14 protein-coding genes are annotated in these 12,898 nt (G+C 33.8%); 12 read left to right on the forward strand and 2 right to left on the reverse strand.

Going from position 1 to position 12,898, the window contains the following annotated elements:
• Positions 1-144: 144 nt before the first annotated feature.
• Positions 145-1,083 carry an IS30 family transposase gene (locus E7B10_RS00640; RefSeq protein WP_058948456.1) on the reverse strand — a complete coding sequence of 313 codons (939 nt, stop codon included), beginning with the start codon at positions 1,081-1,083 and terminating at the stop codon, positions 145-147.
• A 288-nt stretch (positions 1,084-1,371) separates the two neighbouring features.
• Here E7B10_RS00640 and E7B10_RS00645 point away from each other — a divergent pair, with 288 nt between their 5' ends.
• From E7B10_RS00645 to E7B10_RS00700, 12 genes are all read left to right on the forward strand, one after another.
• On the forward strand, positions 1,372-1,788 hold the full coding sequence (locus E7B10_RS00645; RefSeq protein WP_044117164.1) for a hypothetical protein: 417 nt from the start codon (positions 1,372-1,374) through the stop codon (positions 1,786-1,788).
• 368 nt (positions 1,789-2,156) lie between these two features.
• Positions 2,157-3,218: an ankyrin repeat domain-containing protein gene (locus E7B10_RS00650; RefSeq protein WP_058948457.1), complete on the forward strand. Its 1,062-nt coding sequence runs from the start codon at positions 2,157-2,159 to the stop codon at positions 3,216-3,218.
• A 28-nt stretch (positions 3,219-3,246) separates the two neighbouring features.
• Positions 3,247-3,645: a bacteriocin gene (locus E7B10_RS00655; RefSeq protein ID WP_316055443.1), complete on the forward strand. Its 399-nt coding sequence runs from the start codon at positions 3,247-3,249 to the stop codon at positions 3,643-3,645.
• A gap of 105 nt (positions 3,646-3,750) precedes the next feature.
• Complete coding sequence (locus E7B10_RS00660) at positions 3,751-4,221, forward strand: hypothetical protein (RefSeq protein ID WP_024062119.1); 471 nt, start codon at positions 3,751-3,753, stop codon at positions 4,219-4,221.
• Between the two features lie 28 nt (positions 4,222-4,249).
• Complete coding sequence (locus E7B10_RS00665; protein ID WP_058948458.1) at positions 4,250-5,761, forward strand: SMI1/KNR4 family protein; 1,512 nt, start codon at positions 4,250-4,252, stop codon at positions 5,759-5,761.
• A 125-nt stretch (positions 5,762-5,886) separates the two neighbouring features.
• Entirely contained in the window at positions 5,887-6,909 is a 1,023-nt protein-coding gene (locus E7B10_RS00670) for a DMP19 family protein (RefSeq protein WP_024062155.1), read from the forward strand.
• Positions 6,910-6,998: 89 nt separating this feature from the next.
• Positions 6,999-7,484: a prolyl-tRNA synthetase associated domain-containing protein gene (locus E7B10_RS00675; protein ID WP_058948459.1), complete on the forward strand. Its 486-nt coding sequence runs from the start codon at positions 6,999-7,001 to the stop codon at positions 7,482-7,484.
• A gap of 129 nt (positions 7,485-7,613) precedes the next feature.
• Entirely contained in the window at positions 7,614-8,954 is a 1,341-nt protein-coding gene (locus E7B10_RS00680) for a radical SAM protein (RefSeq protein WP_058948460.1), read from the forward strand.
• Between the two features lie 10 nt (positions 8,955-8,964).
• Complete coding sequence (locus E7B10_RS00685) at positions 8,965-9,732, forward strand: antibiotic biosynthesis monooxygenase (protein ID WP_101928187.1); 768 nt, start codon at positions 8,965-8,967, stop codon at positions 9,730-9,732.
• 107 nt (positions 9,733-9,839) lie between these two features.
• Positions 9,840-10,619 carry a protein-ADP-ribose hydrolase gene (locus tag E7B10_RS00690; RefSeq protein WP_077708342.1) on the forward strand — a complete coding sequence of 260 codons (780 nt, stop codon included), beginning with the start codon at positions 9,840-9,842 and terminating at the stop codon, positions 10,617-10,619.
• Entirely contained in the window at positions 10,591-11,442 is an 852-nt protein-coding gene (locus tag E7B10_RS00695) for a Sir2 family NAD-dependent protein deacetylase (RefSeq protein ID WP_024062271.1), read from the forward strand. The genes E7B10_RS00690 and E7B10_RS00695 overlap by 29 nt, the downstream gene beginning before the upstream one ends.
• Before the next feature lie 17 nt (positions 11,443-11,459).
• Positions 11,460-11,957 carry a methylated-DNA--[protein]-cysteine S-methyltransferase gene (locus tag E7B10_RS00700; RefSeq protein ID WP_004693510.1) on the forward strand — a complete coding sequence of 166 codons (498 nt, stop codon included), beginning with the start codon at positions 11,460-11,462 and terminating at the stop codon, positions 11,955-11,957.
• A 173-nt stretch (positions 11,958-12,130) separates the two neighbouring features.
• Here the strand turns inward: E7B10_RS00700 and E7B10_RS00705 are convergent, their stop codons facing one another.
• Entirely contained in the window at positions 12,131-12,793 is a 663-nt protein-coding gene (locus E7B10_RS00705) for a fumarylacetoacetate hydrolase family protein (protein ID WP_077708343.1), read from the reverse strand.
• Positions 12,794-12,898: the final 105 nt, after the last annotated feature.

Here is a 12,898-nt window from a genome sequence, read left to right on the forward strand (position 1 = left end):
GATCATTCAATGCCCTCTTTAGAGGGCCACCATTAGAGAAAGACCCTTATAGGGTCAGAGCAAACCACCCGTTCTACGGGTGGTTATGATTGTGTTGGAAATTCCTTTTGTATATGATGAATTGCAATAAGTAATGCGACAAAATTAAATCAATTTTTTAATCTCATGTTTAAACATGTCAAATGGTGTTTTAAACCTAAGGCATTTTCTAGGTCGATTATTAATCAGCACTAGTGCTTCTGTTAGTTTATCTAGTGTTACTTTAGCTAAATCGGTTTTCTTAGGAAAAAGCTCTCGAAGTAAACCATTACTATTTTCATTAGAGCCACGTTGCCATGCTGCATAGGCATCAGCAAAATACATTGGTATCCCAAACTCGTTTTCAACCTGTTCAAAGCACGCAAATTCTTTACCACGGTCCACTGTAAAGGTTTTAAGTAATTTACTTGTTAATGTGTTGTATAGGGAACTAATAGCTAAAAACATAGAATCCTTAGTTCGGTCATCCATTTTTATTGCTACATAAAATCGAGTTTTACGTTCAACAAATGTAGCTAAACAACCTTTACTTTGACCTCTAGAAGACACCATTGTATCTAGTTCCCAATGACCAAAAGTCTTACGGTTTTCAACTTCTTGAGGTCGGTCCTTAATGGTCTTTTTCACATTGAACCGTCCACGCTTTTCTTGTGTACCAGGCTTTTTGCCTTTCCGGCGAAGTACTGTTTCTGTTACAGCAAGAAAACCACGATGGATCCAAGAATAAATTGTTTTAAAGCTTAGAACTCCAACTAATTCAGCACCAACTATTTCTTCTGGAGACCAAGTTTGTTGTAACCTGGATTCAATTAAAGCCGCTAATTGAGGTGTTAACTTTGTTGGTCTGCCTTTATTAGCAGACTCACTAATTGCTAATTGTTGTGCTTTAATCGCAGAATATTCACCTTCAACGCGATTTAATTCTCTTGCTACAGTAGAATGGTGAACCCCGATTAAGCTAGCAATCCTACGAACAGAGTATCCTTCTCTTCGTAAAACTTCTATTTGACTTCGTTTTTCTATGGTAAGATGTATATAGCTCATATTAGAGACCTCCGTGTCATGTAGTTGTGGTTATTTACATTTTACACGAGATCTCCAATATGAGTCTTTTTATTTGTCGCAATATATTTTACAATTCATCAAATAAATAAAAATACACTATTTTAAGTATAGCATTGGAATATGTATCTGAATATTATCATGTTATGAATGCTACTTATATTAATATGAATTTTACTAATGGGTATGGAGCGATATGTAAGTAGGTTAAAGAGTTTAATTCATCTTTTATTGATTATGTGTTTTTCTAATATATTTGAGGTGATTACTATGGCAGTGTCTAATATGAGAGCTACATTACTATATCCAATAGAAGTAGTGTGGGATACAGTGACGAATCTAAAGGATTTTTCCTGGAGAAGTGATTTAAAAGATGTAAGAATTATAGATGAGAATAACTTTATAGAGATTACCAAGAATGGAGTTGAAACTTATTTTAGAATTACAGAATGTATTAAATACCAGTCATGGATATTTGAGATAGAAAATAAAAATATTAAGGGGGCTTGGGTCGGAAAGTTCTATGTGGAGGATGATAAAACGATTCTAGATTTTACAGAAACTGTTGTCTCTAAAAAACTAATATTTAAGCCATTTATAAGTTTGTATTTGAAACGACAACAAAAAATATATTTTAGAGATTTAAAAGCAAAACTGAATTGTGAAGAGTTTGAAGCTGTTAGATAATATTTATAAGATTAGTTTTATCAAAATAGAAGGTGGTGCGTTTTGTGGCTGAGATTAGATTTGAAAATCTTCGAAAGCTATTAAAGAGCATGATAGAAAAGTGATAAAGAGACTATCTGTCTATTTTCTAAGCGTCATGGTAAATAGACTATCTGTGGAATGCAATTTTTAAATGTGCATGGATTAAAATTTATTAATGTTCTTGTTATTTCGTTATGAAAAAGATAAATTGAGATTTTAGAATTGTATTTGGTATATGATAGCCTTTCGCTTATACGAGGGGCTTTTACTATACACTCATACTTATAAATATAATATAATGTAATTAGTGATAATCATTTAAAAAATATAGTTCATGGGAGAGATATATGATACAGTTAAAAGATTTAGGTACGTTTGAATCTGTGCCTAAAATAGTGACGGATATTATTGAGGGTAATCTACCTGCACTTGTGTCGGCGTTAGCGGCTGGTTGGGATATTCATGAAGTCATAGAAATTGATGAATATAGTGAGCATACACCTTTAGAATTAGCTCTTGTCATGTGTTGCTTGCCAAGTATTCAATGGTTAGTAGAACATGGTGCTAATCTTAATGATGAAGAAAATCCAAGTTTCTTATTAGCGGTACAGTATGGTAATAAAGAGAGTATAGACTATGTTGTGGCTCATGGTGCTAATATTCACGCTTTGAACCGTGTGAAAGTAGATGCTTTTCAAGCTGCTTTATATGGCAAGAAATATGAGAACCTACAAATTATTCATGACTTAGGTCATACGGTACAGAAGTATGGCGGTAAAGCTTTCAGAAATATCATTACAGATAGAAATTATGAGGTTCTAGATTTCTTTATTCATAATGGTGTAGATATTAATTACAATAAGCCTGATTCTGTATATCCCTTTAAGCCAACCCCATTGTGCGTTGCGGCTCGTTATGTGGATTTACAGATGTGCAAATACTTGGTAGAACATAATGCTGACGTTACCATCACAGAAAAGGATGGTATGCGTCCCTATAGCATTGCCGTTGAAAAAGGCGATATGGAAATGGCAGAGTATTTTAAATCCTTAGAGCCTACGGAGTTCCATGATATACAGAATAAAATAGATCAGTTAAAGCCATTTAAATTACCAAAAGCATTAGTGAATTTTTTAGAAGGTGAACATCTTTACTTTGAATTACCAGACTCCGATTTTATATCTATAGAGTTCTTCCCACTTATTGATACAATTCCATTTAAATTAGGTCGCCGTAATCTATTGCGTTTATCTAAAGAACTAGGCGAGTATAACGATTGGCAAATTGTATGGGACACTAAAACTAAGAAGATAAGTTGCTATGATATAGAACATCAAGAGTTACGAGAACTTTGTAAATTTGATGAATTTATGGCGGATATGTCAGGTCAATTAGAAACCTTATTTTAGTCTATATTGTAAAGGAGAGGCGATACATATGACGACAGATTCATTTGAGAAAACATATACAAATTGGTCAATTGATATAGGTACCTATAAATATGAAGGTATTACACTGAATGAAGTTGAGCAAAATCTATATGCTATTCAGGATCAAGAGCAAGATTTTGTGATTGTATCCCCATCAAATAAAATCTCAATAGATAATAAACAGTATAACTTTGTACAAGTTTGCTGTAATGAAGATACTGATTTATTACATATAGAACTTAGTGTAACTAATGATGGCGAGCAGGGCGCTATCATATATGGTAAAAATGAATTGGGCCATCAAGAGGTATTACAGATAATAGAAGATTTTATTGCACATCATAAGGTTCCAGCATTAGATAGCTGGGAAATCGTGTTAGATTTAAGACATAATACGGAAAGCTAGTAAAGGATATTGAAAATGACTAATCCAAGATTTGTATTATTTTGCCGTAGATGGCTGATATATTCTTAATGTTTTCCCCATTATGACGTATATGTGGAGCATATCATGTTATACAGACCGAATAACCTCTTATATAAGTATATTCGCTATCGATTTAGACGGATTCAGATTCAATACAATATGGTATATGATGTAACACCAGAGGAAGAAGATGCGATTTGCCGTGAGCTATTAAAAAAGAGAGCGAAGATATTGATTCCAGTTGGTATATTATATTGTCTGATCTTTGCTGTAAGTTTTGTTTGGCTATTAGGAACTAGTGAAGAATTAAACTCCTTAATGCAATGGGAGATAAAAGTCTTTGACTATGTCACACCAATTTTAAATACCATTGATTTTAAATGGTATGCATATTCCCTTGACTTATTGAGAGTAGCACTTATTTTAGCCCCTATAGCGATTATAAATGTATCTCCTTATATCATTTTTTCCTATATGGTTGATACCATTTTGATACGACGCAGGGTAAAAGCTTTAATTAAAGAATATTACAGTGATGAGAAACCATTTGGTTAAAATAATCTATTAACTAGGAGCGAGTATTATGAGTAATCTAAAAGACTTTGATTGGACCGGATTTTGGAACGATGTTGATTATGCATTTGAATCCTATATAGGTAAACCTGTTACCGATAAGGATATTAAAGATGCTGAAACTGAGCTAGGCTATACATTACCTGCAGCATATATTGAATTACTTAACAATCATAATGGCGGTGTATTGAATAAGAACTGCTTTATTAATAATGATGGTGAGTGTGTATATGTGACAGGCATATATGGCATTGATAGAGATAAAAAGAAATCTATTTTTGGAGAATTTGGCAACGAATTTTGGATGTCTAAATGGGAATATCCTCCTATTGGTGTCGTGGTGGCGGATACGATTTCTGGCGGTCACGATATGATTTTTCTCGATTATCGTGAGTGTGGTCCTACAGATGAGCCTAAGGTAGTCCGAGTAGACCAAGAAGGGGATTACTCTATCACTCTTTTAGCAGATAGTTTTGGGGATTTTATTAAGCAATTATATATAAGCATAGAAGACATTACGGATGAAGAGTTTCAAGCGTTAAGTGATGAGGATAAGGTAAAACTTATTAATGAACAAGAGGACCTAGATATTGATCGTGCTATGGAACTTTTAACTAATATAGGCATCGATAATTTATCTCCTATATTGTTAAGTACCTTAGGACGTATCTACAACAATAATGACCGTGCAGCAGAGGCTGTTGAGTTATTTGAACGTATTGATGAGTCTTACCGTGATTGGTCTTGGTATTATCGTAAGGGTTATGCGCATGCCTCTTTAGCACATGGTGAAAGTTATCATTCTGAACATGTGCAGCAAGCTTTACAGTTAATTGAAACTGCTATGAAAAAGACAAAAGAAGCACACTTAGAAAAACAATTGAGCTGGTGCTGTGAAGTGGTAGAATATATTTTATCTTTTATAAAGCCAAGTGAGTATGAAAAGGATTATCCTATGATTTTTGAAACGATTAAAACGTTCGTTAATAAGAGCCAAAATGCTGAAATTAATAAACTTGACGCAGAGCAACTTGAAATATCAGAGGATAACTATCCTTCTTACAGTGCAGTGCATTGGGTATTCAATAAAAAATCATATACTAAAGAGAATTTTTCTAAAGAGTTTAATCAAATATTAGAGGAGTATGCTGAGTATGGCGCTAAGGAAAGTGCATTAGCGCTATTAGAAGAGCCTGAAATTTTAGTGACTTATGAAGCATGGATAGAAAGTGAAAATCAGCTTCATAATAATGAACGTTTAAACGGTGAAGAGTTACTAGAAGAAGAAAAAGAAGATAACATGTGGCAAGTAGAAATCATGGCCCATATTACTGCTGATAATGGTAAATATTTTACGGGAGAAGAACTTACCTTTAAGTTACAAAATTTAATGGCCAATAAAGAATTAGGCGATCATATATTCTATGAAGGCATAGAATACGAGGGACATGAGTGCGAGGGACATGGCCTCATCGATAATGAAGATGGTATCCCTGTCTTTTATGTATGTTGTGGCAGCTAAGTAAATAACCCATCTTATAAATCAATCACCATTAAGTAAAGTTTATTGTTTTGTGTGTTGGTTAATATTACTACTTTAGAATGATTTCATATACATATTAATTGGGATGAAGGGATGCGTATTGTATGTCGTTAAGTGTTGAACGTTTTTTATCTTTTTCTGAAGAGGCGCAATTACAAACTATTAAAGATCTTAATGATATAGGACAAGAGGAGCTGATTATTGAGACATTAACTGGTGTGGGCATCGAGAATCTACCTGTACCTTTATTAGGTGAGCTTGGTAGAGCGTATAACAATAATGATAAACCGGAAGAAGCTATCAAGGTATTAAACTCTATAGATGAAGAGTATAGAGATGCTGTGTGGTATTATCGCTGTGCTTACTCCTATGGCGCTATTGTTTCTAATAATCATGAGGTTTATACATCCAATAATATGCAACATATGCTAGCACTTGTAGATAATGGTATACGCCTAGCTGTTAGTGAGAATCGAAATAATATAACAGGATATTTTTTTGAGATTATTGATATGTGTTATATGCAGATAGATTTTGAAAGGTGTGAGTCTGATTACCCAGAATTGTGTTCTGCTTATAGTAAATACGTAGCCGAAAAACAGAAGAATAGGAGAGGTGTATCTCAGCATCGGACTATAACTGTTGAAGAAATTAAAGAAACTGATGATATGTGGACTATTAATGAACCTGCATATTGGACCATAAATATTTATGGCTCTTATGATGATTATATAGAAACATCTAAAGAGTTTACATTAGAGCAACGATATCTTAATGCAATATGTTGGTATTTTGCTGAGGTCAATAATGGTGGTCATCACCAGTTTTTCTATAACTCTACAGGTATCGTATGGGAAGATACTTTAGTGGGGTTGCGTCTATTCAATATGAAAGAGTTGGCAGATAATTTCCAATCAGTACTAGATTTCTTTGGTGGTACTGTACCATTTGATAGAGCGGAACGATGGTACTTATTACAACAATCTGAGAATAATCCAGAATTCTTTGATTTTCTCGATGAAAAAGATGATGCAGTATATACATATGATGGTATCTTTGAAGATGTATTTGTACATGAGAACCCTCATTTATTTGTATTTGATGGAACCTATACGATTCCAAACTAATTTTGGAGATATATTTAGCTAGATATAATAGATACTTTCATTATGCTAGTTACTTTCACAAAGAATAACCGATGTATTAGAGGTATTACATGTTAGATAAACAAGGCGTATATGATTGTTTGCGTGACCATCATATCGATTTTGAAATTACAGATCACGCACCATTATTTAGTATGGACGATAAGCCAAATGTGCAGTTGCCATATCCTGATTGGGATGCGAAGAATTTATTTATACGAGATCATAAACGAGAGCATTACTATTTAATTACTGTTCGTGGATCAAAGCGTGTAGATTTAAAACAATTTCGTAAGGACCACAAACTTAAAAAAATTTCCTTTGGTTCTGAAGAAGAACTATGGGATATATTGAAGATTAAACCAGGTCACGTATCTCCATTTTGCTTGCTCCATGATGAGGACCGTAAGGTCCATTATTATATTGATGCGGACTACGAAAATAATGTAATCGGCATACATCCGAACCAAAATGATGCGACTGTGTGGCTTCAAGGCAAAGAACTAGTTAAACTTATTGAAGAGCATGGTACAACTATTGAATATATAACAATATAAGCTTAACATCCTATTTGTTGGAACTAATATTACTCAATATAGTTTTAATAGATAGGATGTTTTTATATGCAAAAGGACTCATAATCTTTTATAATAATGTAAAAGCATTTGTTATATAAGAGGTTTTATATGAAAGTTAAATTGATTCAACCACGTATGTTGAAGCGTCCTATGGATACAGATTTAAAAATACGTATGTCCCCACATTTAGGGTTATTAACTGTGGCTAATATTATTCGGCATGAGTGTGAGGTCACAATTGAAAATGAAAATATTAGAGAACTAGATTTTAATGATGTACCTGATTTAGTAGGTATTGCGGTGACTGTTGATGTATTGCCTAGAGCAATTGAAATTGCAGCTATATATAGAAAGAAAGGGGCTAAGGTGATTGCTGGTGGTATACATATTACGACAGCATTCGATACCGTACCTAAGGAGGCATTTGATAGTCTTTGTATAGGTTTCGCAGAAAATACATGGCCTCAAATTATAGAAGATGCTAAACATGGTCGGTTGCAATCTCAATATGTTTCTGCGCCTTTAGAATCTGGAGATGATATTGCATCACCTGCATATGACTTGATAGATAAGACCGATTACTTATGGTATAACGTTGTTTCTACTAGTAGAAGTTGTCCTCATAAGTGCGATTTTTGCTATAATAGCTCTGGAACACACCAATATATTAATCGCAATATAGAGGATGTGTTGGGAGATATCAAACGATTAGGTACAAAACATATTATGTTTATTGATGATAATTTTATTGGTAATATTTCTTGGACTAAACAGTTTTTAGAACGTATTAAACCTTTGAAGTTAAACTGGAATGCAGCGGTTACTATGAAAATAGGGCAACACCCTGAATTGATGGATTTAATGAAAGAAACTGGTTGTCAGAGTTTATTTATTGGTTTTGAAAGTATCAGCCCTCAATCTTTATCTAGCGTTCATAAAATGCAGAATAATCGTGAAGAGTTTGAACGACTTATTAACGAATTACATAAGCGTGGTATTATGGTTAATGCTAGCTTTGTATTTGGCTTAGATGGAGATACACCAGAGACTTTTAAAAATACGTTAGATTGGATTATTAGCCAGAAAATTGATACAATTACATCACATATTGTCACACCATACCCAGGTACTGAATTCTACAAGAGAATGGAAGCTCAAAATAGAATTTTTGATTATGATTTATCAAAATATAATACGTCTCACGTAGTTGTATCACCGTTAGGTATGTCTAAAGAAGAATTAGAAAAAGGCTATCTTTGGATCTATAAAGAGTTATATTCCATAAAAAATATATTTCGTCGCTTGCCTAAAACTATCAGTACAATACCAGCATATCTAACTTTTAATTTCTTTTACCGTAGATTTGGACAATTTACATCAAGAGTATGTGAGTTGTTAACTTATAAGCGTATTGGTTTGTTTGCCGAGAAGTTATCAAGATATATGTAAAGGAGTATATATGAATAAAAATTTATTAAAACGTATTGTACTAACCTCTGCGATTGCAGTATTAGGTGTGAGCACATCCTTTGCAGCGCTCGTTATGGAACGTGATGAAGGTTTAGATACAGCACCTAGTGTAGGCATGTATCGCTATCAGGTGCCTACAGAGTTACAGGACATATATAATAGTGCAAACGTTGCCAATCTAACAGCATCTATGGAGAAAGAGCCTAATACATTATCTATGAATGTAGCGCATGTAAAAGGTAATCCATCTGAGTCTTATGTAGTAGAGATTTATAAAGATTTAGCTGCTATTGAAGTACATCGCAAATCTGATCATTATCAAGCCTTTGTTAATGAAGTAGGTTCTAAATTAACAAACCGAAAATTGTACGATGTACAGTCTGTATTATTGTTTGAGAAAAAAGATGCTTTATCTATCGTAAATGATGGTAAGGCAGTAGTTACCTTAACTGAGTTTACTGTTGATAGCAATGAAATCGATACGGTACAACGACAATATCAACTTGATATGGAACGTGCCGTTCGGGATGATGCGGGTTATAAGGCTGGTTATGTTCTTCGTGAAAGAAACGCAAAAAATCGCTGGTACGTTATTCAGATCTATAGCGATCAGGAAGCCCTTACTAAACATTTGAATAGCCCAGGCTATCGCTTTATGATGAGCCAAATCCAAGGTAGTCTACAAGGGGTTATTACTAAAGTATTAGATGGAGATATCCTTGTAAACCATGGTGGTCAAGCTTTTGTTAGACCTTAGTTTTTGATATAATACTAATCAGTAAAGTTACTGCTAGCATATTATGTGCTAGCAGTTTTTTGCTATATAATAGGTTATACTCTAGTCAATTCTATTTAGGAGTTTATATGACACAGCAAGAACGATTACATTATCTTTTAGAGGGTTTAGTAGCAGAATACAAAGAGAGGCATAACGAACATTTAGAAATTCCTGTGAGTGAAGAAGAACAATTTACTCTATTTAGAGCTCTATGTAATATTCGTCCTGCAGGAGCTATGCCCACTGACTGGATGAAGGTAGAGGATGAATATTTAAATACATTGGCTCATGAAAAAGGCATCGTTACGATTAATGATATGGAAGAACGAGAACCACAAATTTATTTGTGGCAAGGTGATATAACGCGTCTAGCGGTAAAGGCTATAGTCAATGCAGCTAATGAGCAGTTGCTCGGTTGTTTTCTACCGAATCACAAATGTATTGATAATGCCATTCATACTTTTGCTGGTATTGAGTTACGTATGGCCTGTGCTAGGATGACTGAGTATATGGATATGCCTAAAAAGACAGGTGTAGCTCGTATGACCTATGGTTTTAATTTACCTGCCAGTCATGTTATCCATACGGTAGGGCCTATTGTTTATGATACTGTTACAGACTTAGAAAAAGAACAATTGTCATCGTGCTATAGATCTTGTTTGGAGCTAGCTAATGCTTATAGTTTGAACTCCATTGCATTTTGCTGCATTTCTACTGGTGAGTTTAGATTTCCTAATGAATTGGCGGCCCAAATTGCTATCGATACGGTACGTAGGTATTTAAAAGAAACTAATAGTAAAATACAAGTGGTATTTAATGTATATAAGGATATAGATTATGAAATCTACAACAAATTATTGGGATAATATAGAACGTGTAAAAGATTTTTTGAATACAGCTGATGCGGTACTCGTAGGTATTGGGGCCGGTATGTCTACTGCAGCGGGTCTGACCTATAGTGGAGAACGTTTTCATAAATACTTCGATGACTTTCACAAAAAGTACGGTATCACAGATATGTATTCTGGTGGATTCTATTCATTTGAAAGCATGGAAGAATATTGGGCGTGGTGGAGCCGTCATATCTTCTATAATCGCTATGATATTTTAGCAGGTGAACCTTATATTCGGTTGATGGAGTTATTACAAAATAAGAATTACTTTGTGATTACCACTAATGTAGATCATCAAATGCAATTTGCTGGAGTGGATAAAAATAGATTTTATTATATGCAAGGTGATTATGGCTTGTGGCAATGCTCTGAGCCATGTCATCAAAAGACTTATGATAATGAAGAACAAGTGCGTCGTATGGTGAAAGAACAAAAGGATATGAAAATTCCTACAGAATTAATTCCTCACTGTCCTAGATGTGGCGAACTAATGACGATGAATTTACGTGTCGACGGTGCCTTTGTGCAAGACGAAGGTTGGTATGCGGCTCAAAAACGATATGCAAGTTTTATAGAGAATTATAAAGATAAGAAAACTGTATTGTTAGAACTTGGTGTTGGCTATAATACGCCGATGATTATCAAATATCCATTTATGCGGATGGCACATGACAATATAGACACACTATATGTACCAGTTAATATTGAAAAACAATCGATTCCATTTGATATTCAGCAAAATACAGTATTATTTAATAAAGACATACAAAAGGTATTGAATGATTTGTTATCTTAAGAAGGAGTTAATGTACTATGAATTATAAATACACCTATGAAAGCCCATTAGGAACTATGGTTATGCTTGGTACATTATCATACTTAACAGATTTATTTTTTATTGATGAAGCTCATGCACCTAGTTATGATGATGCGGAGTATATAGAGCAACTAACAGGTCCATTTGAAGTAACAATTATGTGGCTAAATCAATACTTTAATGGTAAAAATCCCTTTATTACACCTCCTATCCAGTTAGAAGGTACTGAGTTCCGTAAATCCGTATGGTCTATATTACAAACAATTCCTTATGGTGAAACTACAACATATGGAGATATTGGTAAACAGATTGCACAGCAACAAGGTAAAGAGAAATTCTCTGCTCAAGCCGTAGGGGGGGCTGTAGGGCACAATCCTATTTCTATCATCGTTCCTTGTCACCGTGTTATTGGTAGTAATGGCCAGTTAACAGGATATGCAGGGGGCATTGAACGTAAGAAATATATGCTAGACCTAGAGTTGGAGCATAAATAAAGTAATAGTAAATATAAAATATAGATAATAATAAAAGAGATTACTTCTATGTATAGTTAGACATACATAGAAGTAATCTCTTTTTTGTGTTTAGATATATTTAGTTGTAATGTAAATAGATATCGTAATAATTAGAATACGAGCAAATACAATACTTTAACAATGTACTTATTTTAAATAAATTTGTTTTCTAAGGTACCAATACCGCTTATGGAAACTGTAACAATATCTCCTGGTTTTAACCAAGAATACTTACTTTCATTTTTACCTAATACTACACCACTAGGCGTACCTGTAAAGATAATGTCACCTTCTTGGAGTGTCATATATGTTGATAAGAAGGCAATAATGTTATAAGGCTTAAAAATCATTTGTTCTAGCTTTGCTTGTTGACGTATTTCACCATTTACTGTTGTCGTAATATTAGCACTTTCAAAGTCAAAATCATCAGGAGATACAATATTAGGACCAATAGGAGCAAAGTGATCAAGCGATTTGCCAAGAATCCATTGAGAGCCTCTAAATTGTAATGTACGGGCAGATACGTCATTGCCAATGGTATAGCCTAAGATATGTTCCATTGCCTTTTCAGGAGATATGTTTTTACCAGATTTACCGATGATGATAACTAATTCTCCTTCATAATCGTAATGGAAAGTTTCGTCTTCAATGGTAATTGTATCATGATTACCTGCAAGAGCATTTAATGTTTTCATAAAGATTTCTGGAAAATCATGTGTAGCTAGACTAGTTTCAGCAATATGATCAGCGTAGTTAAGGCCAATACAAATGATACTTTTAGGATTAGGAATTAAAAAATGTTTATTTTCGTTCATAATAGGGACCTCCTAGTAAAATAGGATAATGTATATCTGAAATTATTATAATATAAATAGGGCGGCAGCTATACTGTAAAGAAACAATTTTTATATTCAACGATA

It is taken from the genome of Veillonella sp. (assembly GCF_032470285.1).
Lineage (GTDB): Bacteria > Bacillota > Negativicutes > Veillonellales > Veillonellaceae > Veillonella.